Here is a 23,267-nt window from a genome sequence, read left to right as displayed (position 1 = left end):
CAAGGCATTGTGCCAGTAACGACTAGGGGAAAGGGATGTTCACCGAAAACGCACCGGTTCAGGTTGCCAAGGCATTGTGCTCAGCCGTCAGCGCTCGATTCGCATTGGTATGCGGGCTTTCACTCTTCATCGCGGGTTGCGCCGTTCCAACAGGGACGGCGCATCTTTTTAAGGTTCAGCCCACTCGTCCTGAGACGGGCATTGATAAGTTTGAGGCCGCGGTAAAACTTAAGGGCGAATGGCAAAGCGCCCAGGCCCAGGCCGACGTTGTGAAAGAGAAGCAAGGGGTGGCAGCCGCTGAAATTGATGCCGCCAATACACACACGCTGCAAGCCAGAAAAAAATTCGAAGACGCTATCCGCGATTGGAAAGCCGAGCGCCTGCGCCTTGATGGTGACATTTTCAGCGCCGATAAAGCCGGTGCCATTAATAAACCCGACAGCAACGGCAACGGTGGCGACGTGTTCGCTATCTATTTGACGGATGCTTATTTCAAGTACCTCAAGGATGTCGGTGGGGTGAACGAAGTCGTGATCGTTGCCGAGTTCACTGAAGTGGGTGGCGAGAACAAAAGCGAAACGGTGACCAAAGTACTCGGGCCTTACCTCGGGGTTGCCGATAACTCCAAGCCGCAACTACTGGGCAAATTGTTGTACGGGCCAAAAAAACTTGAGTCCGATCACCTGTCAATGAAATTGACCGTACTGGAATACGACCAGGGCGAGAACGAAGACTCCGCGGCATTCCTCGACTTTATCGGATCGGCCAGCAAGACATTGTCCTTGGCCAACCCGATAACAGCGGCTGAACAGGTATTTGCCAAAGAAGTCGCCAAAAGCCTGCTTGCCCTCAATAAAGACGATGTTGTGTTGCAGATCGACGTGGATATGGTCGCAGGCCCTGACGATGAGGCACTGGACGATAACGGTTCGATACTGGCGCTCAGACCTGGGAACTACGTGCTGATCAATCAGGAGCGCTGTGCACCCACCAATTGCTATTTCTATTTGACGAATCGTGGCAATAAAGAGAACCCGCTGGCTTGGCTGGGGGATACGCTGATGCTGGTGCCCACCGCCATGCGTCGCGGTTGGACTGACACGCCCGACGGTGCGTCTTTGGAAGATATCAAGGCTGGCGAGATCGGGTACGGCAATCACAGCCTGCAAAAGACCGGCACAAACGAGACGTTTGCAGACAAGACCTGGTTGTCATTTGCGATTCGCAAGGGTGGCGATGATGTGCTCTGGGGGCGGCGACGTGCGTTGATCGAGGCAGAAAAAGCCGTCCAGTACATCAACAGGCAAGAGACGAGTGCGCTGTTGAAGAGTGCCGACTATGAGCGTGCCAGGACGGCACTGGATGCTGCCCAGCAGGCCGAGCAGGAGAGCCGGAGTGGGATAACCTTTGTTTCACCGTTGGATGCCAAGGGACGATTCGCGCCTTCAGTCCAGAGTGATTCATTTTGCCTTACGCACGCTAAGCCGGTCAGCACCCCCAAATACTCGCTCTATCGATTAAACGAGGCTGCTGCACCCACGCCGATCGATAGCGTGGCTATTGTTCCTGACAAGTCCACATCCAGCGTATCGTGCTTCAGCTATACCGCAAACGAATTGAAGTCTGGCAAGTATCAATTGGTCGTGACCACGCCCGGGGAAATGATCCCGGTGACCCAGACTGCGGTATTTGAGATGTTGCCATGAGTGAGGGGGAGTGAAACCGGTTCGATAGGCAACCCTGACCGGCATCGTCATGGCGAATAGCGAGCCGGCCAGGGTTGTTTACAACTCAGCGGACAGTCAATTGACCGTGATGTACGGGTCCCACGTGTTGGTCGGGCCAATCTGGTTCAGGTCACGATCCAGCAGGACGAAGTAGATTTGGTACCAGAGCTTTCCTGGGCTCAGCGCCGTTGATTGCCACATGGTGTACATCACATCAGTTTTGGAAATACCGCCGGGGGCAGCCTTGTTCAGATAGGGCACCACGCCGGGGATGTTGAAAGAATTAGGTTTCGAAATGGTGCCCTTGTAATCACCTCCCTGGTGGGGGTCGCCGATCTCGACGTCCTTGATCAATGCGATGCGGTCGAAGTTGCGCGACAGCGTGGTGGCGCGCCAGCGAATGATGTCACCGGGATTTACGTCGAACCACAACTCGTTGCCGCCTTCGCCTTCGCCGGTATTGATGTTGGCATGGCTGTCGACGGCACTGCGGGTCACCAGCATGGCAATCGCGCCGCCTACGTCGTTGGGGTGGGCGAGCAGGTAATCGGCGTCAACGTTGACGAGCACATCAATGGTTTGGGTCGCTCCAGACATTTTGTTGCTCCTTGAGGGAAATGACATTGACGACCGCGCCTGCAAAGGCGTCCGGGCCACCCGGTCCCTGGGTGCGGTCTCGAGAGGAACGATAGGTGATGGCTTTGTAGTGTCAAATTTCGAATTCTTGACGCTGGTGAAGCCGAGCGAAGCGCAACACAACCAAGGCTTTGATTTACCTGTGGCGTGGTCAATCACTCAATGGGTTTTGTCTGGTTTGCGGGTGGTATCAGTAGCCAAAGGCGCACGGACGTTGTCGGCGATTGCTCCCGATCTCGCCGAAGACTAGGATGGTGGCCAGGGGGTAGATGCCCTTGCCAGCGAAGCAGGAAAAATCAGTTCGGGGCTTGATCGGCCGCCCACTGCTTCCATTTCTTCGGCAATGAAGTGGTTCACCAGGGCGCTGTACATCTTTTCGATGGCATCCGGGCTCCAGGCCCTCGGCCACGGCCCATTCCCGCCATGTCGCGAGCATGGCCTTGAAACGCTCCGGCGCCCGTACCGACGTGGCCGAGCAAGGCTTGGCTGACACAGCAAGTCTGATGGAGATGGAGTTTATTCAGCATGGATAGCGGTGTTTTTGGCGGGCTTATGGTCATGTTGTGCTGGGGGATTTCAGACTTTATTCAAAGCCTGATGATTCGCCAGTTAGGTACCGCAAAAACAATGCTGGTGCGCAATATATTCACCTTTGTGGTGGCCTCCCTCTTGGGGGCCTATTTGATCATTTCAGACCAGCTCAGGTTCGACACCCACGCCGTGTTGATCATCACCTGCAGCTCTGCCGCCTACGTATCAGGGTATTATTTCTACATGCGAGGGTGCGAAGTCGGCAACTTATCCCTGGTTTCTCCGATTGCTTCTACCTACAGCTTGGTCACTATCCTTTTTTCCATCATTTTCCTACAAGAAAGATTGGCCCCGGTTGCCTGGATTGCCGTATCTATTATTTTTATTGGTATTGTCATGACCTCCGGCAATATCTTCCGGTCACTGCGTGGTGGCTCGCAAGGCTTCCTTCAGGCTATCTTGGCCATGGTTGGCTTTGGCGTGGCTTTTTTTATTCTTGGTTTTTCCGCTAAAGCACTTGATGTCACGAATGCTTTCTTTTACTCGGCATTAACCCAGGCTGTTCTTTTTACTTCATTGGCGCTGACCAGGAACGGCAAGCTGGAGAATGGGGACGTGACTCAGCGTCGCGGATGGATTTTCTTCGCGCACTCTTTGTTGGTCAATGCAGGCTGGGTGTTTTATATATTCGCATCCAAGATGGGTGACCTGTCGTTAGTGACGCCTATCAGTTCGGTGTACTCCGGTGTGACTGTGTTGTTAGCTATCGCGATCTACAGAGAAATAACGACAGTAGTACAGAAGGTTGGGATAGGTACTGTTCTTGTTGGCGTATTTCTACTAAGTTACAAGTAATCGAAAATTATCCAGTAGGCACTCCTTGCTTTAAGGGATGGCTAATATTGTTGTGTTGAATGCATCAGTTGGTCATTTAGTACTGCATGCATAGCCCGTTTAAGTTTTATGTACCGATCACAGTAGAGGGATGCGGTGTGTTTGGCGAAGCGGGTGGCCGGTTTGGGGCTGCCTTGCAACCCCACGTGGCGGTGCGACGTTTTGCTAAATCCTCTCGACCCCCAGAGAGGTGACGATCAGGTGTCGGATTGCCGGGCCGTCCAGTGTTTCATCTCTTCGGCAATGAAATGATTCACGAGGTCGCTGTACATCTTTTCGATGGCATCCGGGCTCAGGCCCTCGGCCTCGGCCCATTCTCGTCGTGTCGTCAGCATGGCCTTGAAACGCTCTGGCGCCCGTACCGAGGTGGCCGAGGTCTTGAACTTCGAGGCCGCGAGTACGTATTGAAAACGCTTGCCCAGCAGTTTGATGACCGCTTGGTCGAGGGCATCGATTTCGCCTCGGATGTCCTCCATGTTGACGCACTCCGAGGGTTGTAGCCGATTGCAGACTTCCATGTAGATCACTCCATTGGTTTGAGCGGGATCGGCCCAGCCTGGGCCGATGTGTTGATGGGGGTTAAAAATGCCAATCCTCGGCGCGAACGACCCGGCAAAAGGGGCCGGCCAGCGTTGCGTTGTGATGGGCGATGATCACTGGCGCCTTCACGTCCGGCGTGTCGGCGCACGTATGACCATCGGCGATCAGCACGGCATCGAAGCCCAGGTCCCGGGCGGCGCGGCACGTGCTGTCGACACAATACTGGGTTTTCATGCCCGCGATAACCACGCCCTCGGCGCCACAGGTCTTCAATTGCTCGACCAGATCCGTCATGGCAAACGCATTGGGGCGGTTTTTTTCGAAGATTACCTCATCGCCTGTTAGCCGCAGTTCCGGCAGCAGTTGTACCAATGGACTTCCCGGTTCGATAGGCGAGCCAGGCGGACCGACATGGCGAGCCAGGAAGATAGGGGCACCGGCGCTACGAGCCTTGGTCAACAGGTTATTTAACCTATCCAGCAGTGCTTCACCTGCCCAGGGTTTATCCGGGCCGTGAAACAACCCAACTTGCATATCGAGAATCAACAGTGCGTGCATCGTGCTTTCCTTGCGTGTGGGCCAGCGACGCAAGGGCAAAAGAAAAGGCCCTTACCATCACTGGCGGGCCTTTGAGATTCGTGGGTTTATGCGCTCACGACACCTCACGACCCGCCTGGGCGGTCGTGGTTGTGGTGGTCGAGGTGATCATTGGGCGATTCATGGTGCTGACAATATCGGCACTCCATCGGGTTTGGCAAGTGTGGGAGCTTGCTTGTGAAAGCGGTCGTTCAGCTTGCAGAGAGGTTGGCTGTGCTGCCGCCATCGCGAGCAAGCTCGCTCCCACAGGTGGCTTGGGCTGGCCCGCAAATCGAGCCGCGCCACCGATCAAACTGTGGGAGCGAGCTTGCTCGCGATGGCATTCGACCAGTCAACCAAAATCTCAAAACCGCAGGTCTAGTCGTCCATATCTTCCGGCTCCAGCGCTTGCAGCCAGCGGTTCTCCGAACGGCTCAGATGCTGGCGCATCGAGGTTTGGGCGCCGAGTACATCCTTTTGGGCTACAGCGCGCAGAATCGCCTCATGTTCGACGACCGCGGCTTCCCACGTCAGGGCGTTCTCCGAGTGTTTGCTCAGGTGAGCCGAAATCGGGTTGTGTCGTTCATCGAACAGGGCAGTGATGATCCGCACCAGGGCGCAGTTGCCGCTCATCTTGGCCAGGCGCTGATGGAATTTACGGTCATCCTCCAGCGGAGGCAGGCCGTTGGCGATGCTCGCGCGCATGGCATCGATGCAGTCCTGCAGGTAGCGGTAGTCGCTTTTCTTGCCGTGCAGACACGCCAGGATCACCGACTCGCCTTCGATCAGCGCACGCGCCTGCATCAGTTCCGAAGGGCTCTCGCCCAAAGTCATGCTCGGGGTTTTTCCGTCCTTGGACCGGGCTCGCACATACACGCCGGAGCCCATCTTGATCTCGATGTCGCCGTCTATTTCCAGGGCGATCAGGGCCTCGCGAAGCGACGGCCTGGAAACCCCCAACAGTTGGGTCAAGTCGCGCTCGGGAGGAAGCCTGGAGCCTGCTTTGAAATCCCCCTGGGCGATGTAGTTGCGCAGTTGATCGGCGATTTTCTGGTAGGGCTTGCGTTCAGCTGCGTTGATCGGTGAGACCATGGGTGGAAGTCCATCGGAGAGTGCGCAAAGGCTACCATAGCGGCTGAGGTGGGAGCGGGCTTGCTCGCGAAAGCGGCGGTACATTCAGCATTGATGCAAGTTGACCCACTGCCTTCGCGAGCAAGCCCGCTCCCACAGAGAACGGCGCAATGACTTCGCCATTCACATGACCGCGCCGATCTGCCAAGGTAGGAACTCGTTATCGCCCAAGCCGTTTTCCTCGCTGCAGGTGCGATGCCCGGATGCGGTCGCGAGCATCAGTCGGAATAGCCGCTCACCCGCTTGGGCCACCGATTCCAGGCCGTCGACAATGCCGCCGGCGTTGAAGTCCATGTCCAGCTCCATGCGTTGAAACAGCCGGGTATTGGTGGCGATTTTCAACGAGGGCGTGGGCTTGCACCCGTAGGTCGAGCCGCGGCCCGTGGTGAAGCAGATCAGGTTCGCGCCACCCGCCACCTGGCCGGTGGCCGACACCGGGTCGTAGCCGGGGGTGTCCATGAACACCAGGCCCCGGGCATCGACCGCTTCAGCGTATTGGTAAACGCCCATCAGCCCGGTCGCACCGGCTTTCGCCACGGCGCCCAGGGATTTTTCCAGTATGGTGGTGATGCCCCCGGCCTTGTTGCCCGGCGAAGGGTTGTTGTTCATGTCACCGTCGTTGTGGCGGACGTAGGCTTCCCACCAGTGGATGCGCGCCATCAATTTTGCTGCGATGTCAGTAGACGCGGCGCGGGCCGTCAGCAAGTGTTCGGCCCCATAGATTTCCGGGGTTTCCGAAAGGATCGCCGTGCCGCCCTGTTGCACCAGCAGGTCCACGGCCGCGCCGAGTGCCGGATTGGCCGTGATGCCGGAGTAGCCATCCGAGCCGCCGCATTGCAAACCGACGCATAAGTGACTGGCGGCAACGGTCGTCCGCTGGCATTGGTTGATGAGGGGCAGCATCGCTTCTATGTGGGCGATGCCACGTCGCACGGCGTCGCGAGTGCCGCCTTCGTCCTGAATGACCAGGCTGGCCTTGAGCGCCGCAGGGCGATCCCCCAGTTCATTCATCAACGGGGTGAGTTGATTGACCTCGCACCCCAGGCCGATCAACAGCACACCGGCGAAATTGGCGTGATCGGCATAGCCGCGCAGGGTTCGCTTGAGGATGTCGATGCCTTCACCCTGGGCGCCCATGCCACAGCCGCTGCCATGGGTGATCGCAACGACGCCGTCGACGTTGGGGAAGTCTTTCAAGCGCTCGGCGGAAAAGGCGTTGGCGATCTGCTTGCAGACGGTTGCCGAGCAGTTGACGCTGGAAATGACCCCGATGTAATTGCGTGTGCCGACGCGTCCATCGTCGCGGACGTAACCTTCGAAGGTCGCGGGCTGCTTGCTCAACGACGTTGGGACATAAACGTTCCGTACGCGGTGTTCAGCCGTGCTGGTTGGCATGTCCAGGTTGTGCACGTGGACGTGATCGCCAGGCTCGATGGCCTGGGTTGCCTGGCCGATGGTCTGCCCGTACTTGAGCACCGGCTGGCCGGCCAACACCGGGCGCAGGGCGATCTTGTGGCCGGACGGAACCGCCTGCCGGGCGATCAGGCTGATGCCGTCGGCACTCACTGGCTGACCTTCGGCGATATCGCCTCGGGCCACTGCGACGTCATCGCCGGGTGTTAGAACAAGCAAAGAAGAAGGCGGGTTCATGGGGCGTCCTCTGATGCCTAGCACTCGATGATTGCCTTGACGACACCTTGCTTGGGGTCGAGCAAGGTGGCGAACGAATGGGGCACGTCGACCAGTGTCAGTCGGTGGGTGTTCAGGGCTGCATCCGGAATCAAGCCGTCGCGCAAACATTGCTCGACGTGCCGGAAGTCTTCCTGGGTGGCGTTGCGGCTGCCCATCAACGTGGCTTCGCGCTTGTGGAATTCAGGGTCGGAGAAGGTGATGGAGTCCCGAACCACCGAGATCATCACATAGGTGCCGCCGTGGGCGATGAACTCGAACCCACGCTCCATGGCCCGGGCATTACCGGTGGCGTCGAACACCACGTCGAAAAAATCTCCTTCGGTCAGTTCGGCCAGGGCTTGCTTGTCGCCTTCGCCGATGTGCACCGCCGCGTGGATATCCAGGTGTGCCTTGCAGAACGACAGGCGATCCTCGCGGGTATCCAGGACGGTGACTTTCGCACCGCGCAGGCTGGCGAAGATCGCCGCCGCCATGCCGATTGGGCCGGTGCCGACCACCAGGGCGTGTTTCTGCGCCTGGATGTTCGAGCGCCGCACCGCGTGAGCACCGATCGAGAGGAATTCGATCATCGCGGCCTGGTCCAGGGAAATCCCCACGGCTTTGTGCACGAACGCATGGGGAATGCTCAGGTATTGGGTGAAAGCGCCGTCGCAGTGAACCCCCAATACCTGGATACGGGTGCAGCAGTTGGTCTTGCCCTGACGGCAGGCGATACAAGTCCCGCAGGACAGGTACGGCATCACATAGACGACATCGCCGACAGCCAGGTCGCTGGCCTCGTCGGTGTCCTCCACGACGCCGGAGAACTCGTGGCCCATGACCCGCGGATATTCGAGGTACGGTTGATTGCCGGTGAAGATATGCAGGTCGGTGCCGCAGACCCCGACGCGCTTGACCCGGATAAGGATCTCTCCCGGTTTCCTGAGGGGGTGTTCACGTTCGATGGCGGTGAGCGAGCCGGGTTCGTTACAGATGACTGTCAGCATGGCGATGCTCCTTGGCTGGCCTACGGACAGTGGCTGCCTGCAGGCGGGAGGAGGGTTGTGAGCGTGCGGCTGCCGGGACCGGGGCTCTCTTTTTTGTTGTAGGCGAGCGGTGACCTGCACCCATGACCTGGGTCCGAAACTACAGGCCAAGAAAAATATTGGCAAGACCAATTAATAAAAAATAAAGATTGGACTGACCAGTGTGTGGCCTGGGCGCCGCCCGGCACTGCATCATTTAGTGAACCCAGGTCCATCCCGACGGGTCACTCGTTTGTCAGGAACGAAAAACAGGATGGATCCTCTGATGCGACCTATCGATCTCGCCAGCCTCTCCTTTGCCACGCTGCTGTGCGTGGCGTGCTCAAGCCAACCGCCCGCGACATGGAGCTACGCCGACGCCCAAGGGCGAGCCAATCTCCCCCCCGACCAGGCCTACCCCGAGCTCTTTGAAGCGGTGCAGCGTGGGCAAATGTTCACCGACCAGAAGCATTTCGTGGACGCATTGCCCAACCGTGATCCGGCGCAGATCCGCGCCGATTACCTGGTCCAACGTGGCCGCGACGGTTTCGATATCAAGGCCTTCGTGAAAGGCAATTTCATTGAATCCGGCGAAGCCGAAAGCCCGGCACCCAAGCCCGGTGCTCCGATCAAGGAACACATCGACAGCCTCTGGCCGGTACTGAGTCGGTCCTACAGCCAGGTGCCGGCCTACAGCAGTTTGCTGCCCTTGCCACAGCCTTATGTGGTGCCCGGCGGACGCTTTCGCGAGATGTACTACTGGGATTCGTATTTCACCATGCTGGGGCTTGAGCAGAGCGGCGATAAGGCCCAGGTCCGCCAGATGACCGATAACTTTGCCTACATGATCGATACCTACGGCCACATTCCCAACGGTAATCGAACCTACTACCTGAGCCGGTCGCAGCCACCGTTCTTTGCCCATATGGTGGAGTTGCAGGCGCGCATCGAAGGTGACCAGGCGTATGGGCGATACCTGCCACAGTTGCAAAAGGAGTATGCCTATTGGATGGAGGGCGCCCAGGCACTCAAGCCCGGTGCGGCCGATCGGCACGTGGTCAAACTCGCCGATGGCAGTGTGCTCAACCGCTACTGGGATGCCAGCCCGACGCCGCGGCAGGAATCCTGGCTGCAAGATGTCAGCACCGCCGAACAGGCGCCGGAGCGGCCCAAGGAGGAGGTCTGGCGTGACCTGCGAGCCGGCGCCGAAAGCGGTTGGGACTTCAGCTCGCGCTGGCTGGACGATGGCCAGCACCTGGCGAGCATTCGCACCACGGCCATCGTGCCCGTGGACCTCAATAGCCTGATCTATCATCTGGAACACACCATCGCCAAAGCCTGCGAGACGGTGCAGAACAGCCCCTGCGTCCAGGCTTACGGCCAGCGCGCCGAACGGCGCCAGCGGGCCATCGAGCAGCATTTGTGGAATGCCGACAAAGGTTTCTATGTGGACTACGACTGGCAGCGCAACCAGCAACGCCAACAGCTCACGGCCGCGACGCTTTTCCCGCTGTACACCGGCCTAGCCACCACCGAGCATGCCAATCGCACCGCCGATGCGGTCCGTGACGGCCTGTTGCGTGCCGGCGGTCTCGCCACCACCCAGGTCAGCAATGGCCAGCAGTGGGACGAACCCAACGGCTGGGCACCGCTGCAATGGATCGCGGTGGAAGGGCTGGCCCGCTACCGGCACACCGCATTGGCGCAGCAGATAGGCAGTCGCTTCCTGCAGCAAGTCGAGAACCTTTACCGCAAGGAAAACAAGCTGGTGGAGAAATACGACCTGTCCGGACGCGGCGACGGCGGGGGAGGTGGCGAATACGAATTGCAGGACGGCTTCGGTTGGACGAATGGGGTGACGCTCAAACTGTTGGATAAATATGGCGGAACGTCCCCAGCCCTTGTGAGTGAGTGAGTGAATGCAACATACATCCCCTGTGGCAGCGAGCTTGCTCGCGATGGCGGCGTGTCAGTCGCCCTCAATGCTGCTGAACCGCCGCTATCGCGAGCAAGCTCGCTCCCACAGGATTTGGGGTTTGCATTCAATCTCGCCATCACCCGAATGGAGAGCTCTTTGATCGTTCCCACGCAGGATGCGTGGGAACGATCGAACTCCACCCACCACTAGGCCTTAGACTGAAACCGTGGCGAGGGAGCTTGCTCCCGCCGGGCTGCTCAGCAGCCCATGAGCTCCCTTCACCACAATGAACCCGCCCAGTCTCAAGTAAGCGCCATCGCACCATTCGGAACATCACCCTCCGGCAACACCACGTGCGGGCTGCCTGGCGTCAAAATGACCTTCCTGCAATCCTCCTGCTTCTTGTCGAAAAGCTTGTAGCCCTCGGCGGCCTGCTCCAGCGACATCCGGTGGCTGATGATCACCTCAGGGGACAAGCGACCGGTCTCGATATGGCCAAGCAGTTCGGGCAGATAACGCTGTACGTGAGTCTGGCCCATCTTGAAGGTCAGGCCTTTGTCGAACGCATCGCCGAACAGGAAGCCGTGGATGAAGCCGGCATACACCCCCGGCACGCTCACCACACCGCCGCGCCTGACTGCCGCAATGCATTGGCGCAGCGCCTTGCCGCTGCTGCCTTCGAGCTTGAGCGTGGCCAGCACCGTTTCGGTGGTGCTGCCCTTGGCCTCGAAACCCACCGCATCGACCACACCGTCCACGCCGCGCATGCCTCTGGTCTGACGAATGATCGTGTCTGCAGGGTCGTCGTCTTCATCGAAGTTGATTGGTATCACGCCGTAGGTTTGCTGCGCGTAGGCCAGGCGATAGGGATGATGATCGACCATGAAGATCTGGTCGGCGCCCAACATCCGCGCGCAAGCGGCACTCAACAGACCGACGGGCCCTGCGCCGTAGATCGCGATACTCGAACCCTTGCCGATCCCGGTGTTGGTGACCGCTTGAAACGCGGTCGGCAAGATGTCCGAGAGGAACAGTACCTTTTCGTCCGACAGGGTTCCCGGCACCTTGAACGGCCCGGTGTTGGCCTTTGGAACACGTACGTACTCGGCTTGGCCGCCCGGTATGCCGCCGTACAGGTGGCTGAAACCGAAAAGCGCCGCGCCCGGTGGGATGGCCTTCTTGTTCAGGATCGCGCCACGCCCGGTGTTGGTGGTTTCACAGGCGGCAAACAGATCCATCTGGCAGAAAAAACAGCTGCCGCAGGCGATCACGAACGGAATCACCACACGATCGCCGGGTTGCACTGCGGTCACCGCTGAACCCGTTTCCTCGACGATCCCCATGAACTCATGTCCGAAGATATCGCCGTGCTCGACGGCGGGGATTTTCCCGCGATAGAGGTGCAGGTCGGAACCGCAAATCGCCGTTGCCGTAACGCGCAGAATGATGTCGTCGCTGTCCACCAGGACGGGGTCGGCGACCGTATCGACTTTCACACTGTGGGCACCGTGATAGGTGAGTGCTCTCATGACGTCCTGCCTCTCTTGATAGTGGGTAAAGGGCAGAGGGGCAATTCTGGACGGAAGTTCAGAGAGATGATGGGGTGTGGGACTAGCGGTCGTTCTGTGTCGCGAGGGTACTCTTGGACGGGGTCCGGTAGCGCTGCCTGTGTCCTATCGTCGGCTTGTCCAATACCGGACGACAGCTCCCTCGCGCCCCTGCACCGGATCCCTCTCGGGAAATGGCAGGGTGGCGATCTTCGCCAGTTGGGCTTCGTTCGGTGCTTCGCGGCAGATGTCGGCTTGTTGACCGGGAGGGTAGGCGCCGACTACCAGGAAATTCTCGCTGGCGTGCAGGTTGCAGTGGCCTGTACCGGCGGGGAGCAGCAATACGTCACCGGCTTTCACCTCGAGGACATGTCCCTGCGGCCCGCCAATCATCAAGCGCGCCTGGCCACTGGCGACGCCCAGTACCTCATGACCTTCGGTATGGTAGTGGTGGTAGCTGTAAATCCCATAGCGCCATTGCGGGGGCCAACCATTGGCGCGAAAAGTCTCTTCGATCAACGCCGCCGCATCGCCGTCTCGAACGGCGATGGCGCCGGGGTAGACGAGCACGGGCAGGCGCGGGTTGTTGGGTACCCAGTCGTTGCGCTCCAATATCAGAGCCTGCACGGAATCCGATCTTGCGTTAAATGTGCTCATCGAACAATCTCCGCAGGCTAAACCTGCTCGTACACCGTCACCCGATTGCGCCCGGTCTTCTTCGACGTATACAGCGCCTGGTCGGCCCTGGCGATCAGGTCGGCGTGGTCGTTCGAGGGCTGGCTCAGGTCGGCCACGCCCAGGCTGACGGTGAAGCGGATAGTCTGGTCGTTGAACTGCACTTGCAGCGCTTCGACAGCCTTGCGCAGGCGCTCGGCGAAAATCTGTGCGCCGGCCTTGTCGGTGTCCGAGAGCACCACGCCGAACTCTTCACCGCCATAACGCCCGGCCACGTCGGACTCGCGCACATGCTCGTGCAGCAGCCTGGCGACGTGCTCGATGACCTTGTCGCCGGCCTGGTGACCGTAGGTGTCGTTGACCCGCTTGAAATGGTCGATATCGAGCATCACCAGGCTCAACGCATGACCGTAGCGCTGGTGCCGGGCGTAGGCGGCTTTCAGGTTGCTCTCCCAATGACCGCGGTTGTACAGCCCCGTCAGCCGATCGGTGCTGGAGAGTTGCTGCAGCTGTGCGTTGGCGGCCTGGAGCTGATGCCGGTTGGTGGCGACGTCGGTGACGTCATAGATCACCAGGCAGATGTGCTTGATGGTGTTGTCGGGCGAGCGCAGCGGCAGCAGCGTGGTGTTCTGGTACATGAACGCCTCCTGGCCGGTGATCGGCTGGTAACTCTTGAAGCGCATCAAGTACGGGCGCTGCTCCCAGACCGTGAACGCGGGCGTGCCCAGGGTCGCGACGCTTTCCACCTTGCGGCTGAACCATTGGTGATCGATTTCAGGGAACAGGCTGAAAAAATGCTGGTTGTGGGCGTCCTTGGGTTGCACCCCGGAGCGGTTCTCCATGAAGGTGTTCCAGACTTGCACGCGGTACTCGCGGTCGAGCACCACCACGCCGACGTCGATGCTTTGAACGATGGCCAGCAACCAGTGGAATTCGTTCAGATCGATGGATTCACTCATGGCTCAGTTCATCAGGTAGGCGAGTTTGTGGGTCAACCGTTCGATGGAGTCCTCCGTGAACAGCAGCAACAGGTCGAAACGAATATCGTGCCCTTCCAGGCTGTAGCTGATTTCCACCGCCAAGGTCTTTTTCCAGTGCTTGCTGTTGTCCCGGATCAGTTCCTCGATAGCCGCGTGCTGGCCGAGAATCTGCGGGTGGCCCTGGGAAAACACCACGTCGATCTGTTCGGCAATGCTGCTCAGGCACGCGCCGATCAAGACGCTGGAAAGGTCCAGCAACATCTCCAGGTCCGAATAGTCGGCGCTCTGGCGCTGCATCAATTGCGCGATGTCGGCGACTTCCGAGTCGTGAAAGATCAGCAGGGCTTCGCCAGCGATGCCGCTGCCGATAAAGCCCTGGCAAATTGCGGTGAGTTGCTGGGAGCTGCCGACGTCGTTCAGTGCCATGTGCAACTCACCGACCTCAAGGAGGTTCACGTTCGGCACCGGCAACTGCACAAAGACCCCCAAGACCTTGGCAATCAGCGCCGCCGCCCGACCGATGGCCACGTTGACCGTCTCGCGGAACACATCGTGAAAACCGATGGCCGTGTTCGTGGTCGAACGATTCTGGACCGGCACCTGACCGGGCCGGGCCAGTAGCCCCAGCCGCGCCAGTGTCTGGCGCAAATCGTTTTCGTCGAACGGTTTTTTCAGGAACGCCAGCGCGCCCAGCTCAAGCACGCGGCGCACCGCCTCATCCTGGACGTCACCGGAAATCACGATGACCTGCGCCTTCAACCCCTCGTCGCGCAAGGCGCTCAACACCTGGTAGCCATCCATTTCCGGCATGGTCAGGTCCAGCAACACCACATGCCCCAGGCCCTGGCGTATGGCGTCCATGGCCTGGCGTCCGTTGACCGCCTCGGTGACCGAGACCGGCCAGTCTGCCGGCAGGGCCCGCAACACCTGTTTGCGCGCCATGTTGGAGTCGTCACATACCACCAGAGGAATCAACGACACAGGGATGTCCATCGACATTCAACGGCAGGGGAGGAGGCGCTACTGCGTACGTCATTCATAGGCTTGCAAGGACCCTTTGATTAACAACCGGGTTTATCAAGCTTAGCGTCCTGTCCGAGAATTGCAGGGCACGGTTGTATTAAAAACTGGACCAATAAGTCAGGGCCGTCAACTGCACTTCGTCACTCACACCCCACGCAAAGCCACGGTCGGCGTGCGATTGGCGTGGCAGGCACGGTTTGTGGTCTATAGTTTTCAGCAGACCCGGAATCCTTCCGTGCCGGCGATCAGGGACGACGCACGCCCGCGCCGTAGCTGCATCGGATACCCGCAGGCCGTCAGCAGTGGACAATGCAGGGAGCAGACCATGGCGATCCAACGGGCGAGTGTAATGACGTCGACCCCGGGTATCGTTCATCGTGAAAACGCCCTGGCCGATGGGACGAACAATTTGCTTGGGCGCGGCTTCGACCAGGCCAGGGAAGCCTACATCCTGTTTCCGCTGCTGGCCGTTCTGCTGTTGCTGGTCATCTGGGCTGGCACCTTGTACCTGATCAAGGTCGAACAGATCCGCGCGCAGCAGGAGATCGCTGAGGCGAGCCTGGAAATCGGCGCCACCTACGAAGCGCAGATCCTGCGGGCGATGCGTGAAATCGATCAGACCCTCAAGCTGGTCAAATACGCCTACGAGTCCGAGCGCGAGCCCAACCCTCTGCCCAAGCTCAAGGCACGCGCCTTGCTGCCTTCGCCTTACTTGTTTGACGTCAGCGTGGTAGACGCCAGCGGCCGGGTCGTCGCCAGTACCCAGCCGAACGAAGCCGGAAGCCAAATGGCCAAGGATGAGCTGCAGACACTAGGGCCGGACACGGCGCTGTCGATCAGTCGCCCGTGGAAAAGCCCGGTGACGGGGGAGTGGAAGTTGCGGTTCAGCCGACGGCTCGATGGGGGCGATGGCGCGTCCGCCGGGATCGCCATGGTCGAGGTCGATGCGGCCTATTTCGTCAGCAGTTATGACGCCTCGAAACTCGGCAATCACGGCTTGCTCGGCCTGTTGGGAGTTGACGGCATCTTCCGGGCACGGCGCAGCGGGGAGGACGTATCGGCCGGTGACTCGATCGATTACGCCACCGTGGTACCGGACACGGAAAACACCGAAGCCGTACGCGCGATCGATGCAGGGGACGGTGTGCGGCGCTACACCAGTGCCCGCCAGCTCTACGACTTTCCAATGGCGGTGATCGTCGGGTTGTCCGAGGAGGAGCAACTGGCCGCGGTGAACCAGCAAGCGCGTACCTACCTCTGGCGCGCCGCGGGCGGCAGCCTGGTGCTGGTGTTGCTGGCGGGGTTGCTCGCCCGGATGAGCTGGCAACTGGCGCAAAGCCGCTTGCGTGCCGGCGCAGCGAAAATTGCCTACGCGCAAAGTGTCGAGTACCTGGCCTATCACGACGGCCTGACGGCGTTGCCCAATCGCAGCCTGTTCAGCAAGTTGTTGAGCCAGAGTATCAGCGAGGCCAGCCGTTACGATCGGCAACTGGCGGTGCTGTTCCTTGACCTCGACCGCTTCAAGCAAGTCAACGATACGCTGGGGCACGATGCTGGCGATCAACTGCTCAAGGAGGTGGCGCTGCGCCTTGAGGCGTGTCTGCGCGGCAGCGATACGGTGGCCCGATTGGGCGGCGACGAATTCGTGATCTTGCTGCCGGAGTTGTCGCAGGACAACGACGTGGCGACCACTGCGCAGAAAATCCTGACCTCCATTGCCCGGCCTTTCAACCTCCAGGGCCAGGAGTTCCGGGTGACCGCCAGCGTCGGCATCAGCGTGTTTCCACAGGATGGCCTGGACGAGCAGACACTCACGAAAAACGCCGATATCGCGATGTACCAGGCCAAGCAACGTGGCAAGAACAACTTCCAGTTTTACTCCGCGAAGCTGAACGCGGACTCACTGGAACGGCTGACGCTGGAACTGAGCTTGCGCCACGCCCTGGAGCGCCACGAGTTCCAGTTGCATTACCAGGCCAAGCGGGACATTCGCAGTGGCCAGATCACCGGCACGGAAGCGCTCCTGCGCTGGAATCATCCCGACCTGGGGATTGTGGCACCCATGCAATTCATCCCGGTGGCGGAAGAGACCGGTTTGATCGTGCCGATCGGCAAGTGGGTGCTCAAGACTGCCTGCCAGCAAAACGTTGTCTGGCAACGACAAGGGCTGCCGCACCTGGGCGTCGCCGTGAACCTCACGGCACGGCAGTTTGCCGATGAGAACCTGCTGACGGACTTGGCCGAGATACTGGCCGAAACCGGCATGGATGCGCGCCTGTTGGAACTGGAGATCGCCGAGAGCCTGCTCATGCAGGACGTAAAAAGGGCGTTGAGTGTGTTGACCGGGCTCAAGCGCTTGCAGGTCCGCATCGCCATCGATGATTTCGGGATCGGTTATTCGTCGCTCTCCGCGCTAGAGCAGTTTCCGCTGGATGTCATCAAGATCGACCGCTCGTGTATCTGCGATACCAGCAGCGTGTCGGAAGACAAAGCCCTGACCGAGGCCATCATCGCGATGGGCCGGACCCTCAGCCTGACCGTGGTGGCCCAAGGCGTGGAAACCAAGGAGCAGGCCGATTTCCTGCGGGACAACGCCTGTGATGAGTTCCAGGGTTTCTACTTCAACAAACCGGTGCCCGCCGATCAGTTCAAGCTGTTGCTGCAAGCCCAGGCGGCTGACACGGGGCTCGGCACGTAAAGTAAAGCCCCGTTGATACGTAAAGCCTCGTACTCACTGCGACTCAAGCGGCAGTGCCCTGACGCTGCCGTCCAGCTCCCGTGCCTCGATATAGCCGATGGTGTCGGGGTTCTCTGCAATACGTTTCTTGACCTCCGCCCCGCTTGAAACCGCCTGCGGCGGCTGGCCCCGGCCGGTGAAGATGATCTTCGACCAATGCGCCTTGAGCTGGGCTGCGGACTTGCCCGTGAACGTTGTGTAGAACTCATCACGGGTCGGTGAATCTTCTGTCTGGTCAATGGGAATCGCCTGTCCGCCGCCGGGAAAACGACTGGCCTTGCCCAGGAAAATATCCGCCACCTGATTGCGCGCGAGTGTCTTCACCGGGCTGGACGTGGCGACGACCACCACCACCTCGGCCTTGACGGCAACGCTGGTGGTGCTCAGGGCGAGCCCAGCCATCGCGAATCCGATGAGTCTCACAACCCACATGACCTGCTCCATCAGAAGACAAAATCCACAGCCAGGCTGATGACGTTGAGCGAGCCCCCCGACCTGAAGTCCGGTTGGGGATTGATCAACGGACCGACCGAGTTGCCCTTGAAACGTGTGTGATCGAATTGCACTTTGGCGTCCATGTTCTTGGTGAAATCCCAGCGCATGCCAAGGGAAAGGGTCTGCTGGCCTTCGTTCGAGCCCAGGACGCTGTTGAGCGCACCGTTGAGTTCGGCGGCCGTGCCCGCCAGGGCCGGAGGCAAGGCCGCTATCGTCAGGCCCGGGCTGGAGACTTCTGTTTCGGTCCTGGAGCGCGCGTAGGTGACATAGGGGGTGAACGCTTCGATGCGGTACCCGCCGCTGATGTACCAGGCGCTGGTCCTGCCCAGGCCGGAACGGCTGTCGAGACGGCCCCATTCACTCATGACGAACCAGTCACCCGGATCGTAGCTGGCGCCCACGCCGATGAAGTCGACGGGGGTGTCATCGGAGTCGTAACGATCGGCGATGGCGATGCCCTCCGGACCGAACGCCCTGAACGTGTCGAAGAGTGAGTTGAACTGTTCCAGGGTCAGGTCGGCTTTCATGTAGGTGATTCGTGTGGTGAGAACGTCGAACTCGGTGGTGTTGGTGACACCCCAGAGATTTCTCGTCAAAACCTTGCCTGCACCGTCGGGTTGACGGGTGTCGTTCTGGCCGTAGTGCGCCTGCACGGTGTTGGTGATTGCATCGACACGAAACCGGTAGCTGCCATCGATGCCGTCGCTGCTGGAAATCGGCATCAGGCTGTAGACCTCCATGGGCGCGCGCACCCAGGGCAGTGTGTAGCCCACTTTGCGGGTGTCGGAGACCAGGAACGTCGGCAACACGGTACGGCCAATACGGGCGTTTAAATCCGGGGTGAACTGGTACTTGATGTTGGCCCACTCGACGAAGGGCCGGTAACTGTTGTCGTAGCGCTGTTCGGAAATGACCTGCACCACGGCTGAAAGCTGTGGGGTGAAGGTGGCGGTCAGTTGCGCGCCTATCAGGCTGTCGACGTCGGCGCTCCAGTTGCGCGAATGCCCGGCGCCGTTGGGCTTGAAGATACTGGAGGTGAAGTCGGCTTTCTTCTCGCTGGAATGGACAATCCCCACCGTGCCGAAACTGCTTAGCGAGAACATGTCGGCCGCGTCAGCATTGGCGCCGCCGGCGTACAGCGTCACGACTACCAGGGCCAAGGTCTTGGGCTTTTTCACCATGGGGTCAAGGTAACCTCGTTGCGTGGATCGCCATTCGTCTGTTCCTTGTAACGTTGGCTGAAGCTGCGCGTTTACCACGCACTCTAGATTGCCAGTTTGAGCGTAAAGGTCGCGCCCGTTCCCGGGCCGTCGCTGTGGGCCTCCAGCGAGCCGCCCATCTCCATGGCCGCCAGGACGCAGCTGTGCAGGCCAAAACCATGGCCGTCCTTGCGCGTGGTAAAGCCGTGGGCAAAGATCCGCGTCAGGTTCTCGGGCGCTATGCCTTCGCCGTTGTCGATGACCTTGATAACCAGGGTGTCTGCTTGGGGGATCTCGCTCTGAAGGATGATCTGGGGGGTAAGCTCCGGCCGATCACCCATCGCCCTGCTGGCGTTTTTTATCAGGTTGATCAGGATCAGCAGCACCCGGTGCTTGTCCAGTTGCAGCAAGGGCGTTTCGGCCAGGTCCCGCACCACGGTGATCCGATGCGCCGCGATGATGCCAGCGTTCATGCGTAGGGCATCCTCGATCAATTCCTTGACCTGCACGGTTTCGGCAAGGCTGGATGGGCCTGCGTAAGATTGCTGGGCGGCGACGATTTCCTTGATGTGATCGACGCTTTTGCTCAGTTGGCCGAGTTCTTCGGTCATGCTCTGTTGCTCGACCGCAAGCGCGTCCACCAGCTGGTTCAGGTAGCCGGGCAGCAGCTTGCCTTTCTCGTCGTGGGCGATGAAGTCGCCGAGGTCATCGGCGTGCTCGTTCATCATTTGCACCGCCTTGCCGAGCCCCAAGGCCTTGCTGGTGCGCAGTTTGCGGGTGACCAGGTCGGCGGAGATATTCACGCTGTTAAGCACATTGCCCACGTTGTGCAGGACGTTGGTGGCGATTTCGGCCATGCCGGCCTGGCGAGCGGCGGCGGCCAGTTGGGCCTGGGCTTCGGCGGCGCGCAAACGGCTTTGCGCCAGTTGCCAGCTCATCCGGGCGAGCACGCCCACCAGCAACACCAGCAGCAGGCTGCCGCCCGCGGCGCGCCAGAGGTAGGTACGCGCTTGCTGGTTCACCGCGGCCAGTTGCTCCTCCTCGGACAACCCGACGATCACCGCCAGTGGAAAGTCGTAGAGCTGGCGGGCACTGGTGTAGCGCCGCACACCATCCCATGCATTGACCGAGAGCACCGCCGCGGTGTTTTCAGCGTCCGGCACCACGGCCGTGTACTCGACCGTATCGCCGGCCAGTACCGTTTCTCCGGTGCGCCGTACGCGGAAGAGGCCGTCCGTGCCCAGCAGTCCGAGCGCCCCCTGTTCGCCGAGTTTCGAGGCGTCGTAGCTGCTGACGAAATAGGCCGCATCGACCTCGACCCTGGCGATCCCGGAAAGCCTGCCATCCACAGCGTCGAGTCGTCGGCTGAAGCGCAAGCGCCATTCTCCGGTGACCGGGCTCTTCCACGGGTGACTGATGGACAACGAGTCGCTGCGCCGCAGCGTTTGCTGCTCATCCAGGTCAGCGATGTTCTCCCGGTCGTTGACCCGCGTACTCGCCACGAGCCGGCCGTCCGGATTGACCACACTGACGTCAAACACCAAGGCCGGCGGCAACAAGGCCCGCTCCTGGAGCCGGCGCAGGGGATTGGGTTCGCCCTCGGTCTCGTAGGTGTATTTGACCAGCTTAAGGGTCTGATCGATTTCATGGATGGCACGCAACATTTGCGCTTCGTAGGTGGCGCCCATTTCCAGGCTGGCCCTCGCGGCGCTCTGCTGCGCGCGAAGGTGTTCGACCTTGATCAGGTAGAGGGTAGCGCTCCAGATGGCCAGCAACAGCAGAGCGGCCAGCAGCGGGAACAGGATGTAGGCTTCCTTGGCCTGGCCGAAGGCGCGCCGAAGCACGCCGGCTTCGGTGGCGCCATCGGCCTCTGCACAATGAGCAGTGCCAGGGGCCAACCTCAATGTCTCAGGCCGCTGGATCGGCATGGTGTGCTCCCTGCATGGTTCGACCGAAGGCTGGTGGGCATCCGACACGGTACGGCTCGAGGGGGTGTAGCTCCTGAGGGCTCGAGCGAAAGATCCTGGGATCTGTCAGGAACTATAGACCACAAACTCTGTATGCCAATGAACGAATGGCGCCCCGATTGATGGGAGCACGGGAGACTTTTGTGGCGAGGGGATTTTGTGGGAGCAAGGCTTGCCCGCGATGCCCGCGACGCGACTTCAGGAGGACCGCGTCGCATTCATCGCGGGCAAGCCTTGCTCCCACAACTCCCTCGCCACAGGTTATTCAGTGTTTGCGTTATCGGGGCTCACACCGCTTGCTTGACCTTGCGCTGCACCCACTGCGCCTCGTCCTTCAGCTCAAGGACTTGCCAGTGGAAGTGCTCCAGGGAGGCGCTGTGGCCGACGCTGATCAGGATCGTGTCCGGCAGCGTTTGCCTGAGCAGCTGATAGCAGCGCGCTTCGTTTGCCGCATCCAGCGCCGAGCTGCTCTCATCGAGGAACAGCACCGTGGGCCGGGCCAGCAAGGCCCTGACGAACGCACAGCGTTGCTGTTCGCCGACGCTGAGGGTCTGCGCCCAGTCCCGCTCCTGCTCCAACTGATTGGCCAGGTGTTGCAGGCCGACTTGCTCCATCACCTGGCGCAGCGCGGCATCCTCTTCGGGACGGGCTGGGTTGGGGTACCAGAGCGCTTCGCGCAGGCTGCCCAGCGGCAGGTAGGGTTTTTGCGACAGTGTCAGGGCGTGCTCACGGTCATAGCTGCTCGAACCGCGCGAGTGATGCCAAAGCCCGGTAATCGTGCGGATCAGCGTCGACTTGCCGTAGCCGGATGGCGCGCTGATCATCAGGCTGTCACCGGGCTTGAGTGAGAGGTTGAAGCCTTTGAACAACGGCCGGCCGTTGGGCAGCCAGATGTCCAGGTCCTTGATGTCAAGGCCGTGGGCCTGCTGCTGGTGGCGGACCTGGGACGTGACCTCGACATTGTCCAGGCGCTCCTGGAAACCAACCAAACGGTCGATCACCGACTTCCATTCCGACAGTTCCGGAAACACGCTCACCAGGTAGGCGATGGCCGCGTGCACTTCGCCGAAGGCCGCGCTTATCTGTGTCAGGCGGCCGAGGGGAAAGGCGCCGGCAAAAAACTGTGGCGCCATGATGAACATCGGGATGACCGTTGCGCTGCGCAAATAGAAGGTCGAGTAACCCATGATCAACTTCTGTTTTTTCACCAGCGCCCAGAAGTTCTCCAGCGCTGCGTCGAGCCGATGGTTGAAGCGTTCGTTCTCCACGACTTCGCCGCGGTATTGAGCCACTGAGTCAGCGTTCTCCCGCAGACGGATAAGCGAGAAACGAAAATCCGCTTCACGCCGCTGTTGCATGAAATTGAGGCTGGGCAGTGCTCGTCCCAGCCAGAAGGCCAGGCCGGTGCCCAGGAGCGCATACACCAGGGCGACCCACACCAGCAGCCCAGGAATGACGATCGACTCCTCGTTGAACGGCACGCTGACGAGGCTGGAGGCCTGCCAGAGGATATGCAGGAAGGAAAACAGCGACACCACTGACGTCAACAGGCCCAGGCTCAACTTCAGCGACTTGACGATAAACAGGTCGATGTCCTCGGCGATCCGCTGATCAGGATTGTCGACGTCGGTTTCGGTCAGTTTCAGCTTCTGGTAGCGCTGGCTGTCCAGCCACTGATCGAGCATGTTGCGGGTCGCCCAGCGCCGCCAACGGATGGTCAGCTTTTGCTGGAAGTGAAACGCACCCACGGTAAAGGCGGCCGTGCCGATCTGCAGCAGGATGAACTGCAGGCTGCCGATCAGGAAACCGTGGTAGTCCAAGGCCTGCAAGGCGTTATAGAAGTGCAGGTTCCAGAAATTGGTGAGGATGTTGACACCGACCAGGCACAGGGTCATCAGCACGGTGGCCAACAGCAGCAACAAGGCCGGGTACTTTTCTTCGGAAGCCCAGAAGGGCCGCGCGAGACGCCAGAAATTGCGAAGTGTGTGCATGGGG

General features: G+C 60.0%; 18 protein-coding genes and 1 pseudogene. 4 read left to right on the top strand and 15 right to left on the bottom strand.

The features are described from left to right. Nucleotides 1-35: 35 nt before the first annotated feature. Nucleotides 36-1,706, top strand: a complete 1,671-nt coding sequence (locus AC3A5O_RS24190; RefSeq protein ID WP_487753833.1) for a hypothetical protein — start codon at nucleotides 36-38, stop codon at nucleotides 1,704-1,706. 96 nt (nucleotides 1,707-1,802) lie between these two features. Here AC3A5O_RS24190 and AC3A5O_RS24185 read toward each other — a convergent pair whose 3' ends face one another. Both AC3A5O_RS24185 and AC3A5O_RS24180 read right to left on the bottom strand, forming a co-directional pair. Next, nucleotides 1,803-2,324, bottom strand: a complete 522-nt coding sequence (locus tag AC3A5O_RS24185) for an AidA/PixA family protein (RefSeq protein ID WP_122565697.1) — start codon at nucleotides 2,322-2,324, stop codon at nucleotides 1,803-1,805. 335 nt (nucleotides 2,325-2,659) lie between these two features. Beyond that, nucleotides 2,660-2,862 (bottom strand): annotated as a pseudogene (locus AC3A5O_RS24180) (chorismate mutase); the annotation flags it as partial. A 26-nt stretch (nucleotides 2,863-2,888) separates the two neighbouring features. On the opposite strand from AC3A5O_RS24180, the gene AC3A5O_RS24175 reads away from it, so the two are divergent. Next, complete coding sequence (locus tag AC3A5O_RS24175; protein ID WP_487753832.1) at nucleotides 2,889-3,749, top strand: DMT family transporter; 861 nt, start codon at nucleotides 2,889-2,891, stop codon at nucleotides 3,747-3,749. A 236-nt stretch (nucleotides 3,750-3,985) separates the two neighbouring features. Here AC3A5O_RS24175 and AC3A5O_RS24170 read toward each other — a convergent pair whose 3' ends face one another. The 5 genes from AC3A5O_RS24170 to AC3A5O_RS24150 form a co-directional block, all read right to left on the bottom strand. Further along, a complete protein-coding gene (locus AC3A5O_RS24170; protein ID WP_122565694.1) occupies nucleotides 3,986-4,306 on the bottom strand; it encodes an isochorismate lyase in 321 nt (106 codons plus the stop codon). A 61-nt stretch (nucleotides 4,307-4,367) separates the two neighbouring features. Beyond that, nucleotides 4,368-4,886 (bottom strand): cysteine hydrolase family protein, encoded by a 519-nt coding sequence (locus AC3A5O_RS24165; protein ID WP_487753831.1) that lies wholly within the window; start codon nucleotides 4,884-4,886, stop codon nucleotides 4,368-4,370. Nucleotides 4,887-5,282: 396 nt separating this feature from the next. Beyond that, the gene (locus AC3A5O_RS24160; RefSeq protein ID WP_122565692.1) at nucleotides 5,283-5,996 is read right to left on the bottom strand and encodes a FadR/GntR family transcriptional regulator; all 714 of its coding nucleotides are present in this window, start codon (nucleotides 5,994-5,996) and stop codon (nucleotides 5,283-5,285) included. A gap of 162 nt (nucleotides 5,997-6,158) precedes the next feature. Next, complete coding sequence (locus AC3A5O_RS24155) at nucleotides 6,159-7,685, bottom strand: UxaA family hydrolase (RefSeq protein ID WP_487753830.1); 1,527 nt, start codon at nucleotides 7,683-7,685, stop codon at nucleotides 6,159-6,161. A gap of 17 nt (nucleotides 7,686-7,702) precedes the next feature. Beyond that, nucleotides 7,703-8,713: a zinc-binding alcohol dehydrogenase family protein gene (locus tag AC3A5O_RS24150; RefSeq protein ID WP_122565690.1), complete on the bottom strand. Its 1,011-nt coding sequence runs from the start codon at nucleotides 8,711-8,713 to the stop codon at nucleotides 7,703-7,705. Nucleotides 8,714-9,017: 304 nt separating this feature from the next. Here AC3A5O_RS24150 and treA point away from each other — a divergent pair, with 304 nt between their 5' ends. Continuing rightward, the gene (gene treA, locus AC3A5O_RS24145; protein WP_305481723.1) at nucleotides 9,018-10,646 is read left to right on the top strand and encodes an alpha,alpha-trehalase TreA; all 1,629 of its coding nucleotides are present in this window, start codon (nucleotides 9,018-9,020) and stop codon (nucleotides 10,644-10,646) included. A 305-nt stretch (nucleotides 10,647-10,951) separates the two neighbouring features. Here treA and AC3A5O_RS24140 read toward each other — a convergent pair whose 3' ends face one another. From AC3A5O_RS24140 to AC3A5O_RS24125, 4 genes are all read right to left on the bottom strand, one after another. Next, on the bottom strand, nucleotides 10,952-12,178 hold the full coding sequence (locus AC3A5O_RS24140) for a zinc-dependent alcohol dehydrogenase (RefSeq protein WP_122565688.1): 1,227 nt from the start codon (nucleotides 12,176-12,178) through the stop codon (nucleotides 10,952-10,954). A 144-nt stretch (nucleotides 12,179-12,322) separates the two neighbouring features. Further along, nucleotides 12,323-12,853 (bottom strand): cupin domain-containing protein, encoded by a 531-nt coding sequence (locus AC3A5O_RS24135; RefSeq protein WP_122565687.1) that lies wholly within the window; start codon nucleotides 12,851-12,853, stop codon nucleotides 12,323-12,325. 17 nt (nucleotides 12,854-12,870) lie between these two features. Next, a complete protein-coding gene (locus AC3A5O_RS24130; protein WP_305467318.1) occupies nucleotides 12,871-13,830 on the bottom strand; it encodes a sensor domain-containing diguanylate cyclase in 960 nt (319 codons plus the stop codon). A gap of 3 nt (nucleotides 13,831-13,833) precedes the next feature. Continuing rightward, nucleotides 13,834-14,844, bottom strand: a complete 1,011-nt coding sequence (locus AC3A5O_RS24125; RefSeq protein WP_487753829.1) for a response regulator — start codon at nucleotides 14,842-14,844, stop codon at nucleotides 13,834-13,836. Nucleotides 14,845-15,223: 379 nt separating this feature from the next. Between AC3A5O_RS24125 and AC3A5O_RS24120 the strand changes: the two genes are divergently transcribed. Beyond that, complete coding sequence (locus tag AC3A5O_RS24120) at nucleotides 15,224-17,572, top strand: bifunctional diguanylate cyclase/phosphodiesterase (protein ID WP_487753828.1); 2,349 nt, start codon at nucleotides 15,224-15,226, stop codon at nucleotides 17,570-17,572. A gap of 33 nt (nucleotides 17,573-17,605) precedes the next feature. Here the strand turns inward: AC3A5O_RS24120 and AC3A5O_RS24115 are convergent, their stop codons facing one another. From AC3A5O_RS24115 to AC3A5O_RS24100, 4 genes are all read right to left on the bottom strand, one after another. Continuing rightward, nucleotides 17,606-18,055, bottom strand: coding sequence for a phosphate ABC transporter substrate-binding protein (locus AC3A5O_RS24115; protein WP_240998424.1), 450 nt, complete (start codon nucleotides 18,053-18,055; stop codon nucleotides 17,606-17,608). Next, nucleotides 18,055-19,287, bottom strand: a complete 1,233-nt coding sequence (locus tag AC3A5O_RS24110; RefSeq protein WP_305467313.1) for a porin — start codon at nucleotides 19,285-19,287, stop codon at nucleotides 18,055-18,057. Before AC3A5O_RS24110 ends, AC3A5O_RS24115 begins: the two co-directional genes overlap by 1 nt. Nucleotides 19,288-19,370: 83 nt before the next feature. Continuing rightward, nucleotides 19,371-21,233, bottom strand: a complete 1,863-nt coding sequence (locus AC3A5O_RS24105; protein ID WP_305467312.1) for an ATP-binding protein — start codon at nucleotides 21,231-21,233, stop codon at nucleotides 19,371-19,373. Nucleotides 21,234-21,559: 326 nt separating this feature from the next. After that, the gene (locus AC3A5O_RS24100) at nucleotides 21,560-23,263 is read right to left on the bottom strand and encodes an ABC transporter ATP-binding protein/permease (RefSeq protein ID WP_487753827.1); all 1,704 of its coding nucleotides are present in this window, start codon (nucleotides 23,261-23,263) and stop codon (nucleotides 21,560-21,562) included. Nucleotides 23,264-23,267 lie beyond the last annotated feature (4 nt).

This window comes from Pseudomonas sp. Soil_N_39 (assembly GCF_057655955.1).
This window is presented reverse-complemented; position numbering and strand designations above follow the sequence as displayed.

Coding starts and splice junctions, on each gene's coding strand:
- AC3A5O_RS24190 (WP_487753833.1), top strand. CDS start 36: ATGTTCACCGAAAACGCACCGGTTCAGGTTGCCAAGGCATTGTGCTCA.
- AC3A5O_RS24185 (WP_122565697.1), bottom strand. CDS start 2,324: ATGTCTGGAGCGACCCAAACCATTGATGTGCTCGTCAACGTTGACGCC.
- AC3A5O_RS24175 (WP_487753832.1), top strand. CDS start 2,889: ATGGATAGCGGTGTTTTTGGCGGGCTTATGGTCATGTTGTGCTGGGGG.
- AC3A5O_RS24170 (WP_122565694.1), bottom strand. CDS start 4,306: ATGGAAGTCTGCAATCGGCTACAACCCTCGGAGTGCGTCAACATGGAG.
- AC3A5O_RS24165 (WP_487753831.1), bottom strand. CDS start 4,886: ATGCACGCACTGTTGATTCTCGATATGCAAGTTGGGTTGTTTCACGGC.
- AC3A5O_RS24160 (WP_122565692.1), bottom strand. CDS start 5,996: ATGGTCTCACCGATCAACGCAGCTGAACGCAAGCCCTACCAGAAAATC.
- AC3A5O_RS24155 (WP_487753830.1), bottom strand. CDS start 7,685: ATGAACCCGCCTTCTTCTTTGCTTGTTCTAACACCCGGCGATGACGTC.
- AC3A5O_RS24150 (WP_122565690.1), bottom strand. CDS start 8,713: ATGCTGACAGTCATCTGTAACGAACCCGGCTCGCTCACCGCCATCGAA.
- treA (WP_305481723.1), top strand. CDS start 9,018: ATGCGACCTATCGATCTCGCCAGCCTCTCCTTTGCCACGCTGCTGTGC.
- AC3A5O_RS24140 (WP_122565688.1), bottom strand. CDS start 12,178: ATGAGAGCACTCACCTATCACGGTGCCCACAGTGTGAAAGTCGATACG.
- AC3A5O_RS24135 (WP_122565687.1), bottom strand. CDS start 12,853: ATGAGCACATTTAACGCAAGATCGGATTCCGTGCAGGCTCTGATATTG.
- AC3A5O_RS24130 (WP_305467318.1), bottom strand. CDS start 13,830: ATGAGTGAATCCATCGATCTGAACGAATTCCACTGGTTGCTGGCCATC.
- AC3A5O_RS24125 (WP_487753829.1), bottom strand. CDS start 14,844: ATGGACATCCCTGTGTCGTTGATTCCTCTGGTGGTATGTGACGACTCC.
- AC3A5O_RS24120 (WP_487753828.1), top strand. CDS start 15,224: ATGACGTCGACCCCGGGTATCGTTCATCGTGAAAACGCCCTGGCCGAT.
- AC3A5O_RS24115 (WP_240998424.1), bottom strand. CDS start 18,055: ATGGAGCAGGTCATGTGGGTTGTGAGACTCATCGGATTCGCGATGGCT.
- AC3A5O_RS24110 (WP_305467313.1), bottom strand. CDS start 19,287: ATGGTGAAAAAGCCCAAGACCTTGGCCCTGGTAGTCGTGACGCTGTAC.
- AC3A5O_RS24105 (WP_305467312.1), bottom strand. CDS start 21,233: ATGCCGATCCAGCGGCCTGAGACATTGAGGTTGGCCCCTGGCACTGCT.
- AC3A5O_RS24100 (WP_487753827.1), bottom strand. CDS start 23,263: ATGCACACACTTCGCAATTTCTGGCGTCTCGCGCGGCCCTTCTGGGCT.